Origin of the sequence: Nocardia sp. NPDC005745, assembly GCF_040630775.1 — a bacterium.
GTDB lineage: Bacteria > Actinomycetota > Actinomycetes > Mycobacteriales > Mycobacteriaceae > Nocardia.
The window spans coordinates 125,441-145,650 of the sequence record NZ_JBEXYF010000017.1; the positions used below are offsets into that span (position 1 = coordinate 125,441).

Annotated in this window: 29 protein-coding genes and 1 pseudogene; 7 read left to right on the plus strand and 23 right to left on the minus strand. The window is 63.8% G+C overall.

The genetic code is table 11. From position 1 onward, the window contains the following. Positions 1 to 338 precede the first annotated feature (338 nt). The 3 genes from ABZ420_RS19685 to ABZ420_RS19695 all read left to right on the plus strand — a co-directional run bounded on the left by ABZ420_RS19685 (position 339) and on the right by ABZ420_RS19695 (position 2,057). Entirely contained in the window at positions 339 to 797 is a 459-nt protein-coding gene (locus tag ABZ420_RS19685) for a DNA-directed RNA polymerase subunit beta (RefSeq protein WP_357124490.1), read from the plus strand. Beyond that, positions 794 to 1,222 (plus strand): DUF4254 domain-containing protein, encoded by a 429-nt coding sequence (locus ABZ420_RS19690; RefSeq protein WP_040864902.1) that lies wholly within the window; start codon positions 794 to 796, stop codon positions 1,220 to 1,222. Before ABZ420_RS19685 ends, ABZ420_RS19690 begins: the two co-directional genes overlap by 4 nt. Before the next feature lie 61 nt (positions 1,223 to 1,283). Beyond that, a complete protein-coding gene (locus ABZ420_RS19695) occupies positions 1,284 to 2,057 on the plus strand; it encodes a class I SAM-dependent methyltransferase (protein ID WP_357124493.1) in 774 nt (257 codons plus the stop codon). 441 nt (positions 2,058 to 2,498) lie between these two features. On the opposite strand, the gene map is transcribed toward ABZ420_RS19695, so the two are convergent. From map to rpsH, 9 genes are all read right to left on the minus strand, one after another. Further along, positions 2,499 to 3,296 (minus strand): type I methionyl aminopeptidase, encoded by a 798-nt coding sequence (gene map / locus ABZ420_RS19700; protein ID WP_357044460.1) that lies wholly within the window; start codon positions 3,294 to 3,296, stop codon positions 2,499 to 2,501. A 29-nt stretch (positions 3,297 to 3,325) separates the two neighbouring features. Then, positions 3,326 to 3,871: an adenylate kinase gene (locus ABZ420_RS19705; RefSeq protein WP_357124496.1), complete on the minus strand. Its 546-nt coding sequence runs from the start codon at positions 3,869 to 3,871 to the stop codon at positions 3,326 to 3,328. After that, positions 3,868 to 5,190: a preprotein translocase subunit SecY gene (secY, locus tag ABZ420_RS19710; RefSeq protein WP_357124499.1), complete on the minus strand. Its 1,323-nt coding sequence runs from the start codon at positions 5,188 to 5,190 to the stop codon at positions 3,868 to 3,870. The genes ABZ420_RS19705 and secY overlap by 4 nt, the downstream gene beginning before the upstream one ends. A gap of 172 nt (positions 5,191 to 5,362) precedes the next feature. After that, positions 5,363 to 5,806 (minus strand): 50S ribosomal protein L15, encoded by a 444-nt coding sequence (rplO, locus tag ABZ420_RS19715; protein WP_051168540.1) that lies wholly within the window; start codon positions 5,804 to 5,806, stop codon positions 5,363 to 5,365. A 1-nt stretch (position 5,807) separates the two neighbouring features. Next, the gene (gene rpmD, locus ABZ420_RS19720) at positions 5,808 to 5,987 is read right to left on the minus strand and encodes a 50S ribosomal protein L30 (protein ID WP_040864898.1); all 180 of its coding nucleotides are present in this window, start codon (positions 5,985 to 5,987) and stop codon (positions 5,808 to 5,810) included. After that, entirely contained in the window at positions 5,987 to 6,646 is a 660-nt protein-coding gene (gene rpsE, locus ABZ420_RS19725) for a 30S ribosomal protein S5 (RefSeq protein WP_039795557.1), read from the minus strand. Before rpsE ends, rpmD begins: the two co-directional genes overlap by 1 nt. A 31-nt stretch (positions 6,647 to 6,677) precedes the next feature. Beyond that, complete coding sequence (gene rplR / locus ABZ420_RS19730; protein WP_051174870.1) at positions 6,678 to 7,085, minus strand: 50S ribosomal protein L18; 408 nt, start codon at positions 7,083 to 7,085, stop codon at positions 6,678 to 6,680. A 2-nt stretch (positions 7,086 to 7,087) separates the two neighbouring features. Continuing rightward, a complete protein-coding gene (gene rplF / locus ABZ420_RS19735; RefSeq protein ID WP_357124502.1) occupies positions 7,088 to 7,627 on the minus strand; it encodes a 50S ribosomal protein L6 in 540 nt (179 codons plus the stop codon). 13 nt (positions 7,628 to 7,640) lie between these two features. After that, the gene (rpsH, locus tag ABZ420_RS19740) at positions 7,641 to 8,039 is read right to left on the minus strand and encodes a 30S ribosomal protein S8 (protein ID WP_039795549.1); all 399 of its coding nucleotides are present in this window, start codon (positions 8,037 to 8,039) and stop codon (positions 7,641 to 7,643) included. Positions 8,040 to 8,322: 283 nt separating this feature from the next. Between rpsH and ABZ420_RS19745 the strand changes: the two genes are divergently transcribed. Further along, positions 8,323 to 8,976: a Uma2 family endonuclease gene (locus tag ABZ420_RS19745; protein ID WP_357124505.1), complete on the plus strand. Its 654-nt coding sequence runs from the start codon at positions 8,323 to 8,325 to the stop codon at positions 8,974 to 8,976. Between the two features lie 187 nt (positions 8,977 to 9,163). Here ABZ420_RS19745 and ABZ420_RS19750 read toward each other — a convergent pair whose 3' ends face one another. Beyond that, on the minus strand, positions 9,164 to 9,697 hold the full coding sequence (locus ABZ420_RS19750) for a hypothetical protein (protein ID WP_357124508.1): 534 nt from the start codon (positions 9,695 to 9,697) through the stop codon (positions 9,164 to 9,166). 20 nt (positions 9,698 to 9,717) lie between these two features. On the opposite strand from ABZ420_RS19750, the gene ABZ420_RS19755 reads away from it, so the two are divergent. Further along, a complete protein-coding gene (locus ABZ420_RS19755) occupies positions 9,718 to 10,617 on the plus strand; it encodes a helix-turn-helix transcriptional regulator (protein ID WP_357124511.1) in 900 nt (299 codons plus the stop codon). After that, complete coding sequence (locus tag ABZ420_RS19760) at positions 10,607 to 10,813, plus strand: DUF397 domain-containing protein (protein WP_357124514.1); 207 nt, start codon at positions 10,607 to 10,609, stop codon at positions 10,811 to 10,813. Before ABZ420_RS19755 ends, ABZ420_RS19760 begins: the two co-directional genes overlap by 11 nt. 327 nt (positions 10,814 to 11,140) lie before the next feature. Here the strand turns inward: ABZ420_RS19760 and ABZ420_RS19765 are convergent, their stop codons facing one another. The 10 genes and pseudogenes from ABZ420_RS19765 to ABZ420_RS19810 all read right to left on the minus strand — a co-directional run. Then, entirely contained in the window at positions 11,141 to 11,395 is a 255-nt protein-coding gene (locus tag ABZ420_RS19765; RefSeq protein WP_357124517.1) for a hypothetical protein, read from the minus strand. 13 nt (positions 11,396 to 11,408) lie between these two features. Beyond that, positions 11,409 to 11,636, minus strand: a complete 228-nt coding sequence (locus tag ABZ420_RS19770; protein WP_357124520.1) for a hypothetical protein — start codon at positions 11,634 to 11,636, stop codon at positions 11,409 to 11,411. 1 nt (position 11,637) lies between these two features. Then, positions 11,638 to 12,045 (minus strand): HEAT repeat domain-containing protein, encoded by a 408-nt coding sequence (locus ABZ420_RS19775; RefSeq protein ID WP_357124523.1) that lies wholly within the window; start codon positions 12,043 to 12,045, stop codon positions 11,638 to 11,640. Between the two features lie 10 nt (positions 12,046 to 12,055). Then, on the minus strand, positions 12,056 to 12,358 hold the full coding sequence (locus tag ABZ420_RS19780) for a hypothetical protein (protein ID WP_357124526.1): 303 nt from the start codon (positions 12,356 to 12,358) through the stop codon (positions 12,056 to 12,058). Between the two features lie 187 nt (positions 12,359 to 12,545). Beyond that, complete coding sequence (locus ABZ420_RS19785; protein ID WP_357124529.1) at positions 12,546 to 12,953, minus strand: HEAT repeat domain-containing protein; 408 nt, start codon at positions 12,951 to 12,953, stop codon at positions 12,546 to 12,548. A 120-nt stretch (positions 12,954 to 13,073) separates the two neighbouring features. Continuing rightward, positions 13,074 to 13,466, minus strand: coding sequence for a hypothetical protein (locus tag ABZ420_RS19790; protein ID WP_357124532.1), 393 nt, complete (start codon positions 13,464 to 13,466; stop codon positions 13,074 to 13,076). Then, on the minus strand, positions 13,467 to 14,072 hold the full coding sequence (locus ABZ420_RS19795) for a hypothetical protein (protein WP_357124535.1): 606 nt from the start codon (positions 14,070 to 14,072) through the stop codon (positions 13,467 to 13,469). A gap of 54 nt (positions 14,073 to 14,126) precedes the next feature. Then, the gene (locus ABZ420_RS19800) at positions 14,127 to 15,554 is read right to left on the minus strand and encodes a hypothetical protein (RefSeq protein ID WP_357124538.1); all 1,428 of its coding nucleotides are present in this window, start codon (positions 15,552 to 15,554) and stop codon (positions 14,127 to 14,129) included. A 3-nt stretch (positions 15,555 to 15,557) separates the two neighbouring features. Then, entirely contained in the window at positions 15,558 to 15,878 is a 321-nt protein-coding gene (locus ABZ420_RS19805; RefSeq protein ID WP_357124541.1) for a hypothetical protein, read from the minus strand. Between the two features lie 87 nt (positions 15,879 to 15,965). Further along, a pseudogene (locus ABZ420_RS19810) lies at positions 15,966 to 16,122 on the minus strand (hypothetical protein); the annotation flags it as partial. Positions 16,123 to 16,501: 379 nt separating this feature from the next. Between ABZ420_RS19810 and ABZ420_RS19815 the strand changes: the two are divergent. Next, the gene (locus ABZ420_RS19815; protein ID WP_357124544.1) at positions 16,502 to 17,170 is read left to right on the plus strand and encodes a hypothetical protein; all 669 of its coding nucleotides are present in this window, start codon (positions 16,502 to 16,504) and stop codon (positions 17,168 to 17,170) included. A gap of 150 nt (positions 17,171 to 17,320) precedes the next feature. Here the strand turns inward: ABZ420_RS19815 and ABZ420_RS19820 are convergent, their stop codons facing one another. The 3 genes from ABZ420_RS19820 to ABZ420_RS19830 form a co-directional block, all read right to left on the minus strand. Continuing rightward, positions 17,321 to 18,874: an acyl-CoA carboxylase subunit beta gene (locus tag ABZ420_RS19820; RefSeq protein ID WP_357124547.1), complete on the minus strand. Its 1,554-nt coding sequence runs from the start codon at positions 18,872 to 18,874 to the stop codon at positions 17,321 to 17,323. A gap of 380 nt (positions 18,875 to 19,254) precedes the next feature. Further along, entirely contained in the window at positions 19,255 to 19,836 is a 582-nt protein-coding gene (locus ABZ420_RS19825) for a Uma2 family endonuclease (protein WP_357124549.1), read from the minus strand. A 126-nt stretch (positions 19,837 to 19,962) separates the two neighbouring features. Continuing rightward, the gene (locus tag ABZ420_RS19830; protein WP_014981705.1) at positions 19,963 to 20,148 is read right to left on the minus strand and encodes a type Z 30S ribosomal protein S14; all 186 of its coding nucleotides are present in this window, start codon (positions 20,146 to 20,148) and stop codon (positions 19,963 to 19,965) included. Positions 20,149 to 20,210 lie beyond the last annotated feature (62 nt).

The following is a 20,210-nucleotide window of genomic DNA, read 5'->3' on the forward strand; positions in this document are numbered from 1 at the left end:
CGCGGCGCGGATTTGCGGCAAGGTAGCACATGCGTCCGCAGCGGCGGTGAACAAAATACCCGGCGCTCCGACCCCCGCATCACCACAGGTCATTTGACCAGGTAATGCGTACGCCGAAGTGAACGGGGAGCTGTGCCGCACCCCCGGCCGGTCACCGCACCCGCCGGTAACCAGCACGCAAACGAATTTTTGGAGAACTAATTGAACGGAATGTTTGATCCGCTCCATGGAGTGCTCTACTGAAACAACGCTCGCACGGTGTACCGGATCGCAGCACCGATGCCGCAGTACTGTCCGAGCGGCTTGGAAAAAGTCACCCGAAGCTACCCGAGGGCCCCATGGACCAACTGGCGTTGGCGGACACCCCGACCGCCCGATGCGCCTTCTATCGACACACCTGCGACCTGCCCGCCGGAGTTCATCCGGAGATCGGCCGAATCGTCTTACGCGCCGGATTCGTCGGCGCGATCACGATGCCCGCCGCATTGGGGCAGCGAGTGCGCGACGATCTCACCCATCGACGAATCGCTCTGGGTCCGATCATCTCGCACGTCCGGTCCAAACGGTGGACCTTTCTGACCCGCCCCGATCTACCCGACGACGTCCGGCTGTTCGCCGAGCTGTTCCGCCTGAACGTCTCGATCGTGCCCAGCGGCGGTGAGATCGCCCTGCCCTCCCCCGCCGCTGCCGACTCCGACTACCGGCACTGGATCGTGGCTCCGCAGAACGGTTTCCGGCCTTCCGGCTCGTCCATCGTCGAAACCGTCCGTTTCTGCACGAGAACGGCTGCACGATGACGACCGGGGCACTGCCCGCCAAACATCAAGTGCTGCAAGCCTGCCGAGGCGAACTGCCGGAGAGCAATCCGCTGCTGCGCAGTGCGCACGAACTCACCACGTTGCACGAACGCAGGCTCGGCGCGGCACAAGACTCGCTCGACGAGATAGACGCGTTGCGCGCGAGCTTGATTCGTGACATAGATCGCTGGATCACGGTGCAGCTGCCGCCCGCCCACGGCGCGGCACACGTGCACACCGAGACCGTCGGCGCCGTGATCGACCGGCTGGCCCAGTTCACCGCGAACGCCTATGCGGCGCTGGCCAGTGCCTCGGAATGGGATCTGTGGGACGCCTGGCAGCGCCTGGCCGAGCTGGCCGTCGGATACGACGACCTGGCCGCCGAGGTCTGCGCCGGCGTGCGCAGACTCCCCGGCGCATCGTAGGTTCCGCCGCGGCTCCCCATCCGTAAGCTGGGACGGATGGGGAGTCCGGACGACCACGCCGATGAGGCGCGCCCTGCACAACAGGAGGGCGGGTTCCTTCGGCGCCCGTGCCGCGGCCTACGCGCAGCACCGGCCCGACTATCCGGCCGCGGCCATCCGCTGGGCTCTGGCTCACGTCGCCGATCGGAGACCACCGGTCGTCCTCGATCTCGGCGCGGGCACCGGCAAACTGACCCGCGGTCTTCTCGCCGTAGGTGCGTCGGTGATCGCGGTGAAACCCGACACGCACATGCTCGCCGAACTGATCCGCCGGTTCCCGGACGTCACCGCGCACACCGGTACAGCCGAAGCCATCCCGCTCCCGAATTATTCGGTGGACGCCATCATCGCCGGCCAGGCGTTCCACTGGTTCGACTTGGACCGCGCCTACCCGGAGTTCCTCCGGGTGCTGCGGCCGGGCGGCGTTCTCGCGGCCCTGTGGAATACCGCCGACGACTCGGTGAAGTGGGTCGCCGGGCTGCAAGAGGTCGACCGGTCGAGCGTGTCTGCGGCCCAGCCACCGAGCGGACAAATCGTTCTGCCCACGCACCCGCTGTTCGATGAGCACGAGTTCGAACGATCGACGTTCCCGCATCGGCATCGGCGCACAGCCGAGTCCCTGACGTCGACGATCGGCACGCAATCGCACACATTGGTGATCCCGCCCGAGGAACGGGCCGAATTGCTCGACCGGATCATGGACTACCTGCGGAGACAGCCGGAGACAGCAGAGGGCGAATTCGACCTGCCCATCGTCACTTCGGTACTGCGACCCACCCTGCGCGCCGCGGACTGAACGGCTACTTACGCAGACGAAACGCCCAGGCCACAACGCTTCCGTCTCCCATGCGGACGCGACGAACGGGCCCGACCGCATCGAACTGCGGCGCGCGCCAAGCCAATTCGAGTAGCGGCCTACTCACGTCCGCGCCACCCGCACGGCCATACGCTGACGGCATCGTTCAAAACAGTATCGAACCAAGGAGAAAGTAACCGTTCCACCTCGCACGGGCACCGCCCAGGGCCCACCGCTTCGGCTCAACGCGCAGGACGCGGGTGCAAGGAACGACGTCACCGATCCAGCGAAAGCTGGGTATCGCCCGGTGGGCGTGTCGGCGCAAGGTGCCGGCACGCGGCGACGCGGCGAGATCGACCAGGAAGCCTGGCGTCGGTGCGGCTCGTTTCCTCGCCGCGCAGTGTTACCGAACCGGGCCGCCCGACGGCCGCCCACCGTGCGCTACTCCGGACGCAGCGTCAGGATCCGGGGTCCGTCCTCCGTGACGGCGACAGTGTGCTCCCAATGTGCCGCACGACTACCGTCCACGGTGACCACGGTCCAGTCGTCGTCGAGCACCTTCGTCTGGGTGGTGCCGAGCGTGAGCATCGGCTCGATCGCGAGCACCGACCCCACGACGAGCTTCGGGCCCTTACCCGGCTCGCCTTCGTTGGCGAGGAACGGGTCGAGGTGCATCTCGCGGCCGATGGCGTGCCCACCGTAGCCGTCGACGATGCCGTAGGCGCGCCCGTGCTCCTTCTCGGCCGCCCGGGTGCCCAGCTCGATCGCGTGCGAAACGTCGGTCAGCCGGTTACCGGGCAGCATCGCCGCGATTCCCGCTTCCATCGACGACTTGGTCGCCTCGCTGAGCAGGCGGTCGGCCTCGATGATCGTGCCCACACCGAAGGTCCAGGCCGAATCACCGTGCCAGCCGTCGAGAATCGCCCCGCAGTCGATGGAGACCAGGTCGCCTTCGGTGAGGATCTCCTCCGCCGTCGGGATCCCGTGCACCACGCGATCGTTGACCGATGCGCAGATCGACGCGGGGAAGCCGTGGTAGCCCTTGAACGACGGCACCGCGCCCGCGTCCCGGATCACCTGCTCGGCGACCTCGTCCAGTTCCAGGGTGGAGACCCCGGGCTTGGCGGCCGCGCGCACGGCGACCAGGGCGCGGCCGACGATCGCGCCGGCCGCCGCCATGGCATCCAGTTCGCCTGCCGTCCGGAACGGCACGACCTTCTTCTTGCGGTTGAAGACCATCCCGCCTCAGCGCTCCATCGTGAGCCGACTCAGTGGCCCAGCGCGCGAAGTGCCCGCGCGTTGACGTCATCGACCTCGCCGACACCGTCCACCGAGACGACCAGGCCGTCGTAGTGCTCCAGCAGCGGTTCGGTCTCTTCGCGGTACACCCGCAGGCGGTTGCGGATCACACCTTCGTTGTCATCGGTGCGGCCACGGGCGAGCATCCGCTCGACCACGGTGTCCTCCGGCACGACGAAGCGCAGCACCGCGTCGAGCTGGGTGTTCATGTTCTCGAGGATCTTCTCCAGCGCATCGGCCTGATCCACCGTGCGCGGGTATCCGTCGAGTACGAACCCGTTGGCGGCATCGGGCTCGTTGACCCGCGCCTCCACCATGCGGTTGGTCACATCGCTGGGCACCAGGTCGCCCGCGTCCATGTACTTCTGCGCCTCGCGGCCCAACGGCGTCTGCTGGCTGATATTCGCGCGGAACAGGTCCCCGGTGGAGATGTGCGGAACGCCCAGCTTCTCCGACAGCAGGACAGCCTGGGTGCCTTTACCGGCGCCCGGCGGACCGAGCAGTACAACTCTCACTTGAGGAACCCTTCGTAATTTCGATTCATCAGCTGGCTCTCGATCTGCTTCACGGTGTCCAAACCGACGCTCACCATGATCAGCACCGCGGTACCGCCGAACGGAAGGTTCTGGGTACCACCGGAAGCGCCGATGTCGAGGAACAGGTTCGGCAGCACAGCGACCAGACCGAGATAGATCGAGCCGGGGAGGGTGATACGGCTCAGGACGAAGTTGAGATAGTCGGCGGTCGGCTTGCCGGGCCGGTAGCCCGGAATGAAGCCACCGAACTTCTTCATCTCGTCGGCGCGCTCCTCCGGGTTGAAGGTGATCGCGACGTAGAAGTAGGTGAAGAACACGATCAGACTGAAGTAGATCGCGATGTACACCGGGTTGCCCGGGTTCACCAGGTATTTCTGGATGATCTCCTGCCACCAGCTCGGGTTCTGGTTGTTCTGCGCCCCCGTCAGCTGCGCCACCAGGTTCGGCAGATACAGCAGCGACGAGGCGAAGATGACCGGGATGACGCCCGCCTGATTCACCTTCAGCGGCAGGTAGGTCGAGGAGCCGCCGTACATCTTGCGGCCGACCACACGCTTCGCGTACTGCACCGGAATCCGGCGCTGGCCCTGCTCGACGAAGATCACCGCTGAGACGATCGCCAGCGCGGCGACGCACACCAGGCCGAATACCAGACCGCCCCGGCTGTCCAGGATCGCCTTGCCCTCGCTCGGGATGCGGGCGGCGATACCGGCGAAGATCAGCAGGGACATACCGTTGCCGATGCCGCGCTCGGTGATCTGCTCGCCGAACCACATCACCAGCGAAGCGCCCGCGGTCATCACGAGCACGATGATGATCATGCCGAAGATGCTGGTGTCGGCCAGGATGTCCTTCTGGCAGCCCTGCAGCAGCTGACCGCGGGCCGCCAGTGCGACCAGACCGGTGGCCTGCAGGATCGCCAAGGCGACCGCCAGATATCGGGTGTACTGCGTCATCTTCGTCTGGCCTGCTTGGCCTTCCTTACGCAGTTCCTCGAACCGCGGGATGACGACGGTGAGCAGCTGGATGATGATGCTCGCGGTGATGTAGGGCATGATGCCGATCGCGAAGACCGACAGCTGCAGCAGCGCACCACCGGAGAACAGGTTGATCAGCTGGTAGATGCCGCCCGATTCACCACCGGAGACCAGGTCGATACACTCCTGGACAGCCTTGTAGTCGACGCCGGGGGACGGCAGCGAGGCACCCAGCCGGTACAACGCGATCAACCCCAGCGTGAAGAGAATCTTCCGCCGTAAGTCCGGAGTCCGGAAGGCCGATACGAAGGCGGAAAGCACTGATCCTCCTGGCGAACGACATGGTCATGACATGGATGTTCAGCGATGTCCCTGCTCGACACAGAAGGGACGCCGAAAACCACGACGAGGCTTGGCAGACAACAATTGAACTCTAACAGTGGCACCGGACGAGCCGTTCACTCGTCCGGTGCCGCTGTCATGCAGAGTACCGTCAGCCCAGCTCGGTGACGGTGCCACCGGCGGCGGTGATCTTCTCTTTCGCCGAGCCGGTGACCTTGTCCACGGTCACCTGGACCGCGACGCCGATCTCACCATCGCCGAGGACCTTGACCAGCTGGTTCTTGCGAACCGCGCCGGCCGCCACGAGCTCGGCCTTGCCGACCTCGCCGCCCTCGGGGAACAGCTTCGCGATGGCGCCGACGTTCACGACCTGGTATTCCGTGCGGAACGGGTTCGTGAAGCCCTTCAGCTTGGGCAACCGCATGTGCAGCGGCATCTGCCCGCCCTCGAAGGCGGCCGGGACATTCTTGCGCGCCTTGGTGCCCTTGGTACCACGGCCCGCGGTCTTGCCCTTGGAGCCCTCACCGCGACCCACACGGATCTTCTCGGTCTTGGCGCCGGGAGCCGGACGCAGGTGGTGCAATTTGATGGTCATGTCAGACCTCCTCAACGGTCACGAGGTGGCGCACGACGTTGATCAGCCCGCGGTTCTGGGCATTGTCCTCGCGGACCACGGTCTTGCGGATACCGCGCAGACCGAGGGTCCGAAGGCTGTCCCGCTGATTCTGCTTGGCGCCGATCGAACTCTTGATCTGGGTCACCTTGAGATCTGCCATTACTTGACACCTCCGGCAGCCTGAGCGCGCGCACGCAGCATGCCGGCAGGGGCGACGTCCTCGAGCGGCAGGCCACGGCGAGCCGCGACCTCTTCGGGACGCTGCAGCTGCTTGAGGGCAGTGACAGTCGCGTGCACGACGTTGATGGCGTTGTCGCTACCGAGCGACTTCGCCAGAATGTCGTGGATACCGGCGCATTCCAGCACGGCACGAGCCGCGCCACCGGCGATCACACCGGTACCCGGCGAGGCCGGACGCAGCATGACCACACCGGCGGCCGCCTCACCCTGAACCGGGTGCGTGATGGTGGAGCCGATCATCGGGACGCGGAAGAAGTTCTTGCGAGCCTCTTCGACACCCTTCTGGATGGCCGCGGGAACTTCCTTGGCCTTGCCGTAGCCGACGCCGACCAGACCGTTGCCGTCACCGACGATCACCAGGGCGGTGAAGCTGAAGCGCCGACCACCCTTCACGACCTTGGAGACGCGGTTGATCGCGACGACCCGCTCGAGTTGGTTCTTCTCGGCGGCGTTGTCGCGACGGTCGCCGCCGCCGCGACGGTCGCCACCACCGCGACGGTCGCCGCGGCCGCCCTCGGGGGCGCTGCCATTCTGTCCGGCGGGTCCGCTTCCGCCGTCACGCCTCTGACGTCCCGGCATCAGACGTTCCTTCCGTTCTTGTTGACGATCATCAGAATTTCAACCCACCTTCGCGAGCGGCATCGGCCAGTGCGGCGATCCGGCCGTGGTAGTCGTGGCCACCACGGTCGAACACGACGGCCTCGACACCGGCGGCCTTGGCCCGCTCGGCCAGCAGGGCGCCGACCTTCTTGCTCTTGGCCGACTTGTCGCCGTCCAGCGCCCGCACGTCGGCTTCGATGGTCGAGGCGGCGGCGATGGTCTTGCCCGCCGAGTCGTCCACCAGCTGCGCGTGCAGGTGCCGCGAGGAGCGGTTGACCACCAGGCGCGGACGCTCGGTGGTTCCTTCCACCTTCTTGCGCAGACGGAAGTGACGGCGCGTCTTCGACAGACGGCGCTGGGTCGACACGTCCTTGCCCAGGGGGATGCGCTTGGCCTTCTGGTTTTCGGTTTGCGCCATGATCACTTACCCGTCTTTCCGACCTTGCGGCGAACGACCTCGCCGGCGTAGCGGATGCCCTTGCCCTTGTACGGGTCGGGCTTGCGCAGGCCGTGGATGACCGCCGAAATCTGGCCGACCTTCTGCTTGTCGATTCCGGACACGGAGAACTTGGTGGGCGATTCCACCGCGAACGTGATGCCCTCGGGCGCCTCGATCGGCACCGGGTGGCTGTAGCCGAGGGCGAACTCGAGGTTCTGGCCCTTCAGCGCGACGCGGTAACCGACGCCGAAGATTTCCATCTTCTTCTCGTAGCCCTGGGTCACGCCGACAACCATGTTCGACACGAGGGTGCGGGTCAGGCCGTGCAGTGCGCGGCTGCGGCGCTCGTCGTCCGGGCGGGCGATCTCGAGCTGGCCGTCCTCGCCCTTGGCGACGGTGATCGGCTCGGCGACGGTGAGCGACAGGGTGCCCTTGGGCCCCTTCACCGAGATGTCCTGGCCGTCGATGGTCACATCCACACCGGCCGGAAGGGCGATGGGCTTCTTACCAATACGCGACATAGTCCCTGCTCCCTTACCAGACGTAAGCGAGGACTTCGCCGCCCACGCCCTGCTTGGCCGCCTGCTTGTCGGTCAGCAGGCCGGAGGACGTGGAGATGATCGCCACGCCGAGGCCGCCGAGCACCTTGGGCAGATTGGTGGATTTCGCGTACACGCGCAGACCGGGCTTGGAGACACGGCGCACGCCTGCGAGGCTGCGCTCGCGGCTCGGGCCGTACTTGAGGTCGACGATGAGCGTCTTGCCCACCTGTGCGTCCTCGGTCCGGTAGTCGGCGATGTAGCCCTCGCGCTTGAGGATCTCGGCGATGTTCGCCTTGAGCTTCGAGTGCGGAGCCTTCACCTGATCGTGGTACGCCGAGTTGGCGTTGCGCAGACGTGTCAGGAAGTCTGCGATCGGATCAGTCATGGTCATGGTTCGACCTAGACACCTTTCTCGCCGCGGTTCCCATACAGCGCTCACATGCACATCGGCATGCCCAGCGGTGGGCCTACGACAATTCGGATGGTCCGGCCGACACTTGCCGACCGGAGGAGGTTCGATCGCCCGGGCGCACGCATGCGGGCATGGAGGTGCCCAGGCAACCGCTCTAGTGTAGGCAAGGGGTTCACCGGGGCAAAATCCGGGTCTGTGAGCACGGCGTTTCATCCGGTTTGTGACCAGCGGAAATGAGCTGCCGCCGGTCTAGCATGAGGCTATGTCCAGCTCAGGCCTCGAACGACCCGACCTCCCGGAGTTCATGACCTGGGAGGAGTTCGAGCAGCTACCCGAGGAGATCGCAGCACAGATCGAACTGCGGAACGGGCGCGTCGTCCGGCGACAGCGGGGACCCGCCGAACAGCAAGCGCTCACCTTCGCGCTGACCGGCGCGCTCAAGCGCTGCGCACGCGATGGCATGGCCGAGCAGCCACAAAGCTGGTGGCGCGTGGATTTCGAAACCAACGTCTTCTTCGGCACGACCGGCAAGTCGGACTTCGCCACCCCCGACGTCCTCGTCTACCGCCGCCTCGACGCCCCCTACCAGGACATCCGCGCTCGAGACGTGCTACTCGTGAGCCGAGTTCATTCTCCGGCGACCATCGAGATCGATCCTTTCGACGAGCAGAGGCGCTACGCCGATGCGGGCATCCCCTGGTATTGGGAGGTGACGCTCGCGCGTAGGAAGAGCGCGGTGGCGATGGTTCGCGCCTACGCCCTGGAAACCACCCCCGGCAAGCTTCCACCCGGCGTACACCCGCTATATCCGACGAACTACCTCCTGATCGGCAAGTGGTCACCGAGCGATTCCGACGCGATCACCATCGACTCCCCGTTCCCGATCCACATCCCGTGGTCGGAGTTGGAGTTCTGACCTTTCTGGGGTAAGCCGATATGCCGCCCCGTCCTCCGCGGGTGGCATATGGCTGCGGCGAAACGCGACGAGTACACCTCTCGGCTGACGCGCCTCGCGAAGGACCCACATTTCTCCACACCGTGTCCCCAGTCTTCACGGAAGACCGTGCCGAGCTGATCGGTGACAGAACCGACTGGCGGCTGGGTCAAGCCAACGGGTGGTATTCCGGAGTGCTATTCGACGGCACTGGGCGGGTCGGATCCGATGTCCGCGTGTCTCCGACCGGGCTGGCAAGACGCCGTTCCAGTGCGGTGAACGCGGTGATCGCCTCGGGGGACTCGAATGCCCTGTTGCGGCGGCCAACGGTGAGCTGGCGCAGGATGCCGGCCTTGGTCAAGCGTTCGACGGCGGCGTTCGTGGCGGGAAAACTGCGGCCGATCAGCGCCGCCGCTGTCGCGACGGTGAGAATCGGGGCTCCGACGAGCTTGCCGAGCAGGAGGTCCAGCGCGGAGTTCGCCCGCACCGGCGCCACCCGATCTCGCCACGATTCCTGCAGCTCGGCAGCCCGAAGCTCGAAGGCGGTAGCGTCCTCTGCTGCGCGAGCGCAAGCGGCGGCGAAGCGCGCCACCCAGGTGTTCAAGTCGTCGGTGGCACGCCCCGAGTCGGGCGGCCCAACGTGCCGGAAGCGAGTCAAACCGTCGATATAGCTGTCGCTCCAGGTAGCGAGTGTTGGATTCATTCACCTGGGGGGGAAAGCCGATGACCGAAGTCGAGTCGCCGACGCTGCTGCGCCGCCAGCTCGGCAGATTTCTGCGCGAAGCGCGTGAAGGCTGCGGCCTGACGATCGCCATAGCCGCGAAGGAAGTTCAACTCAGCTTCAACGGGCTACAACGCTTGGAAACCGGACGGGCGGTGAAGCCGCGCCGCCAGGACGTGCGGGAGCTGTGCACGCTCTACGAGGTGAACGCCGAGCAGACCGAACAGGCGGTGGGGCTGGCGTCGCGCGCGGCGACGGCGCGTGACGAGGACGGCGTCACTCCGCTCGGCGGTTTGTTCTCGGATGCGTTCAACATGTACGTCGGCATGGAGCGGTCGGCCCAGCGGCTCACGTCCTACGCGGTGCAGGTGCCTGGATTGCTCCAAACGGCCGACTATGCCCGTGCTCTGATCGGCGCTTTCCTGCACGACGGTCTCAACGAGGAGATCGAGCAACGAGTACGGCTTCGCCTCAACAGGCAGGTCGCCGTCACTCGCAAGACACGCCCGGTCGAACTTCACGTGCTTCTCGATGAATCAGCGCTCTACCGGGTCGTCGGCGGCCCGAAAGTGATGGCCGCGCAACATCGATACCTGGCCGATGTCAGCACACGGCCGAACGTCACTCTGCGCATCCACCCGTACTCAGCCGGATATACGCGCGGCATCTTGCACGGCTCATTCGTACTCCTGAACTTCGGTACCGACAGCAGGGGAAGACCGATCGAACCGCCGGTCGTCTATCTCGACGGCGGGATGAGCAGTGATCTCTACTTGGAAAGGCCCGAATTGGTGCAGCGTTACACTGAAATGGCCGATGCCATCCGAGAGACGGCCCTGGATGAAAGAACCACGCGAGACCTGCTCCGCCGGGTAGCAAGGAGTTTTGACGGTGACCGCTGACCTATCCGGAGCAACCTGGTTCAAGAGCAGCTTCAGCGAGTCCAACGGCCAGTGCGTAGAGGTCGCCCACCTGAACGACGGCACGGTAGGCATGCGCGACTCCAAGAACCCGACCGGCCCGGCCCTGACGTTCACCCCCACCGCCTGGGACACCTTCCTGTCCGCAGCCAAAGACGGCGATTTCCACCACAGCTGAGAACCCATCGAGCCCGGCCGCACCCGCCGCCGGGCTCAACACTTCACCGCCACGCCGCCCACCCGGCCGATCCCCCGCGAGTGGCACACGGCTGCGGCGAAACGCGAGTAGACCCCTCGATGGTGTGCCACTCGCGGCGAATGAGGAGTGGCACAACCCACTTCTCACGCATGCAAGTAGGGATCGTCCGCCCAAGGATCACCATAGTTCTCGTACGGATCGCCCAGCTCCCGCAACCGCCGTCTGCCACTTTCGGTTATCCTCGCCCTGAAGATCTCGCTGGAGCCGATCTCGTCATCAGGAATTCTCAGGTATCCAGGCACCCCATCATATCCGTCCGAAATCTGCCTGATTGCTTCCTCGATACCAACATTCCAGGGTTCCCACCCCTTGCCACCCCCAGGAAAAGAAAGCCCCGAACTCGATGTGTCCTTCGTTCGCTAATTCTCGGATGACATCGAGGACGTAAGTGCGCGAGTATTCTTCCGCAGCAATTTTCTCGATCGTCCCGTCGAACTCGCCGATCGGAGCCCAGTCATCCGAGACGTTGTATAAAAGGAAGTTCTCCAACTTCTCGATCACGGCAGATGAACCATCACTGACCCGCCTGTGCGCCGCAGATCCCATAGCAACCAACGCAGATGCAGTATTGCTCCTCACCTTCGGGGGCATGATACATCGAATGCTCCGGCGTCAGCACCGCTTCGAGGGAAAACACTTCGGCGGGCCGCACGATGACATCGAGGACGTAGCTGTCGTCGAGGTACAGACCAGGAATGTGCAAACTACCCGGAACCGCACCAAGATGCAGTGCCGATCGCATCCTATCCACTCTTCGGAACCAAGTATCCGAAAAGCTGCTCGAGTTGATTGATTCCCGCGCTTACATCAGACGAAGGCGGCTGGCTCGAGATCTCGCGAGAATCCTGCAAGATCGGTATGAGATCGTTGATTTGCAACTCTTGTAGACGGTAGACGATATAGTCGGAATCGGGATCGTCGACACGTCTTCCCAACTCTCCCAGGATGGCCACAAGTCCGGCTCGGCCACCGAAACGAGCCAGAACCTCGGCCGCCTCCAGTTCTACCGCCATATCATCGTCACCGAGAAGTTCAGCGAGTCGTTCGATCACTTGCTCCGACGGAAGCAATTTCCCGAGTTCGGTGGCCGCACCCTCACGCACCTTCCAGTCCGCCGAGTACGAATCCCCCAGCACACGCCCTAAGTCCACGCTGCTCCTATCACGGAATCTCGTCCGGTGCCGCAGGCCGGACCGGATACACTAATTTCCGCAGGTTACTCAGACCTGATTTCGCGTCGAGCGACAATCTGGACTGATCGATAGCCAGAGCATTGCGAAGGACCGGAAACTCCCCGAAGTTTTCGAGCTCGCTCAGCATATAAGCGATGTAGTCGATGTCAGGATCGTTTCGTCGCCGACCCAATTCGGCCAAAACCGCCAGCAAGCCGTCTTCCCCTCCGGTGCGGACGAGTTGCTCGGCCGCGTCGACTCGAATGGTCACGATCTCGTCATCGAGCATCACCTCTTGCAGCCGTTGTCGCGCACTGCTGAAGCGAATGTTTCGCCCGAGATCAGGTATCGCTTCGATCCTTATAGCATTATCACTACTCCGGGAGCGCGCAATACCGACGACAGATCAGTATCGGATTCACTGGTGTCCACTATGAAATCCCCTCGAGTAGCGCACCTCGGGCGGCCCCCACATCCTCTCATCTCCCCATGACATCATGCAGATCTTTCAGACCGCGTCGCGCATCGGGCGATATGTCTGATTCAGCAATGGAGGCTGCGGTCTGCAAAACCGGAAACTCACCCAAGTTGTCCAGATCGCTCAGTCGGTATGCGATGTAATCGACATCACCGTCGTCTCGCCGACCAAGTTCTTCCAGAACCGACAGCAGGCCCTCCTGCCCGCCATACCGCACCAGAGCCTCGGCGGCTTCGATCTGCATCGTGACCACGTCATCGTCCAGCATCTCCACAAGACGCTTGCGCGCCTGAGCATCGAAGATCAGGGCACTCAACTCGGAGATGGCGCCAAGCCTCACCAGTCCCTCGTCGCTGCGGGAATGCTCCAGAGCTGCCCGCAGACCGACTTGCCCATCCGCCGTGTTCACTATGGGATCTCCTCAGGTGGAGCGGGTCTGACACTGCCATTGAGTCGATGCGGAGTGCCCCCACCGGTCGACTACGTCCAGTGGATCTGACGTATCCGTCACGCCTGTAACACGCGTTACTCACCGCGTCAATGAAACATCACTGATCCGTATTGGATACACCTCTACGGTCAGTTCGCCCTTCAGATCAATTCCACTCGTCGCGATTCTGATGATTCCGCTGCGGTCAACCGAAATTCGATACACCTGCTCTCGAAAAATATCCACGAGGAGCGTGGAGTCTTTAATCCAGCGGACCCGCGCAGACCGGCCGATAACATCGTACGAAAGCTCCAGTCTGTTCCGATCATCGGAATCAATATTCACAGCGAAAGAAGCAGTGACTCCAGGAATCGCGACACGCTCGGCCCCGAACGTCTCCAAGAAGTCGGACTCCCCCGGTTCGATGAACTCTATACGGACGCGCTTACGGGACTCCGTACCGATCGATGGAGGTTGCCAGTTCGAGAGCATTCACCACACCGGTAGCGACAGCAAGACGGAAAGGACAAGACCCAACCAAGAGATCGCCACGCCTGTCCCGAACTGCCGAGCCCTGCCCTTCGCCAAAAACAAGAAGAGAACTATCAACACCTCGGCAACGAAAACGAATGCGTACAAAAACAGCAGATAGTACGCCGTAGCGACCAAGGGAACCGCGTTCACCAGCATGGCCACCGAACATCCGGCGAAAGCTGCCCGGCTGAACGCGGAGGCCGTCGCCCCCTCGTTCTCGTCGGCAACAGCAACCGCGATCCATATGACCACCAGTGGTAGCGCCAAGGGAAAGAACCGCAGCCCCGGTATACAAAGCAGCAGCGCGGCCGCGGTGATCATGCCGAGCGCGACACCTCTCCGTTTCGCAGAACTCGACCATGCCAGCCCCAACCCGACGAGCACACCTACAGCCGATATCGCCAAATAGCAGCCGACGGGTGGCTCGTTGCGATCCGGGTAGGCCACGGCCATCGCGGCCGCGAGCGCGATCAACTGGGGAACGAACCACAGCGAAGTGGCCCACGTTGCAGCAGCCCAGTACCCGGACCCCGTCCGCAGCGCGCGGAGGCCGACCATGCTCACCCTCCCTCCGAAATCTTCACCAGCAGCCATGAGCTCTGGATCGGCCGACGAAGCTCACCGACCCAACGGATGATCGTCTTCGGTGATCGTTCGAACCGACGGAGCCTTATCCGGTGTGCCCGCCGAGGTTCCTGGTAGATCAGTCGTCACCGGGAACCCGGGGGGCTGATCGCCCGGGTATTCCTGGTATGTCCTGAACTGGTCGAAAATATTCGGATCGGTACCGGGAAGCTCGTGATGAAACGGCAGATTCACACCGGGCCCCCACGAACGGCCGGACGCAGCCGGGTCCACGGCGAGAGTCCGAGTGCTGCCATCCGGGCGGTCCTGGTAAGCCTCGAGAGACGGGTAGTCCGAACGAGCACCCTGTATCTGTACGCCGTCCTGGCCGGGAATGAAGACCAAGTCGCCGTTGACCGATATCGGATGCTCGGACATCGGCCCTGGCGGATTCCTGGCTATGTCGGGCGCAAACGGATTTGCGGCGTCATAGCGGATACGCACTGTGCCGTCATCCGTCTGCCATACGGTTGCCTCGGGAGCGCCGACCTTGGACACTCCAGGGCTACCGTCGGGATTCTGATCGACCGATGGATTCTGCCGGATGACGACGATGCCGTTCTCGTAGTCCACATACGTAGCGACGCGCGTGTGTTCGGGATCGAAGTTCGGGTCAGCCGTTCGATTGTCACCCATGTCCCGGTTCGTCGGCGGAAAGCTGGTGACATCGCGCTGCTCGATGTACTGACTGGTTCGCACGACACCTTGGTCTTGGACAGGATTGATGCGTACCACTCGAATCTCAGGCCCCACTCCCTGATACTTCGGGTCGTAGCTGTTCGGATTCAGCGCCTCCGCAGTGGTCCAGTCGGTAGGGCTGGTCGGTGGCCGACCGAACACCTGCTGGAACGCCGCAGCAGAGGTCTGCATGCGTTCTGGGTCCGCCCTCGGGTCTTGCGAGCGGTCGGCCTGGATCGCGGCGTTGGCTGCTGCGAGCACGGACTCAGGCGCCATGGCCGCGAGTTCTTCGTTCGCATCGGAGATCTTCGCGCCCCACTGCGCGTCGAATGCTTCGAGTGTCGCGACCAATCCGGCTAGCCTCGAAAGCTGCACCCCGGCTTCCGAGTTCCAATCCTCTACACCACTGACGCTCCAGTCGTCACCCACCGTCACCGGCAGCGCGACGTAATGCTGAAAGATCATGCGGATCTCAGAAATCGGGTGGGCCATATCGCGAGCTGCCCCAGCGCACGCGGTACCGAGATCATCGTAAGCAATTGCAATCGAACGCATCTGGCTCTGCTCGCGATCAGCACGCCCCTCCGCTGCACCTCTCGCTTCGCCTTTCCAACCGAGACCGTAGATGGTGCCGTGCATCGTGTTGGATGCTGTGATGATCGCTTCTGCGATGCGAGTCGCGTTGTCGGCAACCGATTGAAGACCGGAGACATCCCAGTTCAGCACGTCGATTGGGGTTGGCATGGCTCACCGCCCCCGGGAGGGGTCACCCGAGTTGATATCGGACACCGCCGCCAAGCGATTGGCCGCATCGGCATCCGTGTTCTGGAACTTTTCGGCAGACAACGCCAGCAGGGCGGAGAACTGGTTGAACCGGGCCCGCAGTACATCTTTCGCCGTCTTGCTCCTGCCATCGCTACCGCTGAGGGCCGTCCCGACGGCGGAGCCTTTCAACCTTCCGGCGACAGGCTCAGCGCCCAGGTGCGGTGCACGATCGATTTCGCCCGGCAACAGCGCCATGGATCCCGCTGCCGCGCGCAGCGTGTCCGGGTCTACCTCGAATGCCATTCCGCCCCCTTGATGTATCTGCAGTCGGTGAGTGGCGCTTCTCCCGCAAGTGCAGCTGCCACCAAGGCCGACTGAGCTCCGTACAGCTTAACCGGTTGTCACCCGCATCCCAGGCTTACATCCCATGTGATCAAGCCACGCCTCCCGGTGGAGTCAGCAGAGGGCGGACGACCGCGTGGGGGCGGCTGCACCGCTGGCAGCGGGTGTAGGCGCGGACCGCAAACTCGGGCTTGGCGTTTGGTCTTGTCGACCAGTGCTTCTCAGCCGTGTGTTCAGTTCTCCTCGAACGGGAAGGGGGTGCTCGAGCAGGGCACGGTTTGTTCGTTGTTGGTCGCGGTGGTCACCACGGTGATGTCCATACCCCGCAGCCGGTCGATAGCGCCGAAACGAGAGCTTTGCGGCAGTCGCCCGATGCGGCGGCGGGTCGGCGACGTCGTTCGCTCTCAATTTGCCGAACGTCTTGTCGGATCGAAATATCTTGTTGCTCAATCGGTTCCACTCTGTGGACAATGTCACATAGTTTGCCTCGACGGGCGCGCAGTCGATACCAATAGTTCGTTCGATACACGTGACGCGACATTCGATTCGTCCACGTCGGGGGTGGTCGGGGGTCGGGAGGGAAAATGAATTCAATGTTCCATCACACTGCAATGCGGGTCGGCCGTAAGGCGCTCATCGGTGCGCTGCCGCTGGTCGTGGCCACTACGTTCGCCGGTGCCGGAGCCGCATCGGCCACCAACTACGCCGATCAGCAGGCGCAGTTGGCCAAGGCGATCTCGACGTCGGGTACGTCCGCGGACATCGGCTACCACACCACGGTCACGCCGGACCTGAAGACCGTTTCCGCCACACTGGATGCCGGCACGTTCCAGCTCGGTGAGACCTCGATCAAGGTCGTGAACCAGGCGGGCGCGGCGGTCACCGAGCTTCCGCGCACGCTGGCCACGCCGTCCGGTACCGCCATCGCCCTGGATGCCAAGGTGTCCGAGGACGGCCGCACGCTGTCGGTGACGACACCTGAGGTTTCGGCAGCGACCGGCGCGGAGCTGAAGGACATCGCGACCAACCCGGGGGCGCAGTACCCGGATCCGGTCATGAACGGTGCGGCCGCGGGTGCGGGCGTCGGTGCGGTCGCCGCCCTCATCACCTGCATTCCGACCCTGGCGATCTTCGTCGTCGGTTACGCGCTGTGCGCCGTGGTCGGCGTGGTGACCACCGCCATCCTGGGCGCCGTGATCGGCGCGGTCGTGGGTACGGTCGCGCCCGATGTCATTCCGCAGGTGCTGCCCTGACAATCAGCGATTGATTCGCTGATCTGAAGTCGCGAAAGGCGCTGCGGCGGAATCCATCCGTCGCAGCGCCTTTCTTCGGATCGTCTACGATTCGCTACTCGGCGCGGGTTCGGTGGTCACATCGTCGTCGCGCAGGAGTCGACGGGAAGATCACATCGGGTACACCGGGTGCTTGCGCGGGTTGAACTCCGGCTTGACCGGCGGCTTGTCCCGCAACAGGCGTAGCGCGCTTCGGATCTCCAGACGGGTCCGCGCCGGTTCGATGACCGCGTCGATGTAGCCGCGTTCGGCGGCGATCCACGGGGTGGCGATCGTCTCGTTGTACTGGTTGATCATGAACTCGCGCGCCGCTGCCCGATGCTCCTCCGGCACCGCCGCCAATTGCCGCTTGCCGATGAGGTCGACCGCGCTGTCGGCGCCGATCACAGCGATCCGGGCCGTCGGCCAGGCGAAACTGATGTCGGCACCTACCTGTCGGGCCGCCATCATGCCGTAGGCGCCACCGTAAGACTTGCGCACGACCAGGTTGATGATCGGGACCGTCGCCTCGATGATCGCACGCGGGACCCGCCCGCCGCGGATGATCACACCGTTGGCTTCCTGCTCGAGGCCTGGCAGCACGCCCGGGGTGTCCGCGACGAACACCAGGGGGATATTGAACGCGTCGCAGAGCCGGATGAAATAGGTCGACTTGTCCGAGCAGGCGGCATCGATGGAACCACCCAGCACCAACGGCTGGTTGGCGATCACACCGACCGGATAGCCGTCGACCCTGGCGAACCCGGTGATCAAATTCGGGGCGAACGCGGCGCGGATTTCGTGGAATTCGCCGTCGTCGAAAATCCGCAGCAGGATCTCGTGCATGTCGTAACCGGCGCGATCGGAATCCGGGATGATCGTGTCGAGCTCCCGATCGGTAGCAGTGATCTCCGGCTCCAGGCCTGGGTTCACGATCGGCGGCTGCTCGAGACAGCTCGTCGGCATGTAGCTCAGGTAATTGCGCGCCCACTCGTAGGCTTCCTGCTCGGTGTCGGCCACGTGATGCAGGGTGCCGCGTTTGGCCTGTACTTCGGCGCCACCGAGTTCCTCGGCGGTGACGTCCTCACCGTTGACGGCTTTGATCACCTCCGGCCCGGTGACGAACATGTAGGAATCCCTGGTGCCGATGAGCACGTCGGTGTTGATCGGCCCGTACACCGAACCCGCTGCGCACTTGCCGAGAATGATCGACACCTGTGGCACATACCCGGACAGTTTCTCCAACACCCGGGAAATATCACCGAACGAAGCGATCGAACCCACCGCGTCCTGGATACGCGCACCGCCGGAATCATTGATCGTCACCACCGGGCATGCGTTGTCGAACGCGAGTTGCAGCGCCCGCATGAACTTGCGGGCGGACGTGATACCGACCGACCCGCCGTACACGGTCTGATCGTGGGCGATCACCACCACCGGACGGCCCCCGATCAGACCGCGACCGGTAACAAGCCCGTCACCGTAGAGAGCATCCGGTCGGTCGGGCTGACGAGCCAACGCACCGGTCTCGATGAACGTCCCGCGGTCGAGCAGCATGGCCACACGCTGGCGAACGCTCGGAACACCCTTCTTCTCCCGCTTGGCCGCACCGGCCTCACCCGCCGGTTCCGCAGCGATCGTCAGGATCTTGACCAGTTCATCAAGCTTCGCCTCGGTACCTGTCACGCTCGCCGCCACCTTCCGAACCAACTGTTGTGCCCCCGCGACGTTAAGCGCTATCGACACAAAACGTGTCATCGAACTGGATATCCGGGACAAATCACAGCCGAGGTCGGCCACACATCAGATCCCTCGACAGTCAGAGGAACGAAGGACTGGCAAGACGCCGTCCCAGAGCGGTGTGAACGCGGTGATCGCGTCGAACGACTCGAAGGCACGGTTGCGGCGGCCGACAGTGAGCTGGTGCAGAATTCCGGCTTCGGTCAAACATTCGACGGCGGCGTGCGTCCATCAGTTCAGCAGATCCGGTGCACACCAACGCGAGAAGGTCGTTGCGAACTCCGCAATCACAGTGCGATGACCTTGCGCGTTGGCCGAGCCGGCGACTACCGAGCCAGGTCGGCGAAGCTGATGTCGCCGAGCACCACGTGCTCCAGGCGGACGAATCCGTCGCGGTGCAGCCGGTGCAGGCGATACTCGGCGGCGTGAGCGTCGAGGCGGAATTCACGCACCTCTTCGATCTCGAATTTGGTGTCGAGAACGACGACCAGGTAGAGCGGAATGCCTGCGCGTGCGTACTGAACCTTCTTGTCCAGCATATCTTCGGCGGCGGTGGACGGTGAGGACACCTCCACGACGATCAACGCGTCACCGGCTTCCGGCTTCGCTCCGCGCTCGGGCAAGCAGCGATACACCGTCACATCCGGTCGCCGGAACGTGAACTTCGGTATCCGCCAGAGGACGACATCGATATCCGTCTCGACGCGGATACACGGTTCGGTGCTCGGCAAATCCTCCATCGAGCCTGCCAAACGGCGTGCCACACGATTGTGTTCAGGAACCGGAGACTCGCAGACGATCACGTGTCCGTGTACAACCTCGATCTCACGCGCGACACCCTCCGGCAGTTGGCGGTACTGCTCCTCGGTCATCTCGTGCGGCAAGTGGTCCGGTGACTGGATCGTCATGGCTCGAAGCCTACCTAGTCGATCGTGGCGAAATCATGATCAAACATGCAAACGAGGGCACGGACTCGACTGGAGTCCGTGCCCTCGCTCAGATGCTCAGTTGACGACGCTCAGCGGAGCGTCAGCTCACCAGGAGCTCTTGTGCACGCCCGGCAGCTCGCCGCGGTGCGCCATTTCGCGCAGGCACACGCGGCACAGGCCGAACTTGCGGTAGACCGCGTGGGGGCGGCCGCACCGCTGGCAGCGGGTGTAGGCGCGGACCGCAAACTTCGGCTTGGCGTTGGCCTTGTTGACCAGTGCTTTCTTTGCCATGTGCTCAGTTCTCCTTGAACGGGCATTCTCGGAGCCCGAGGGGTGTCATGAATCGGCAATGG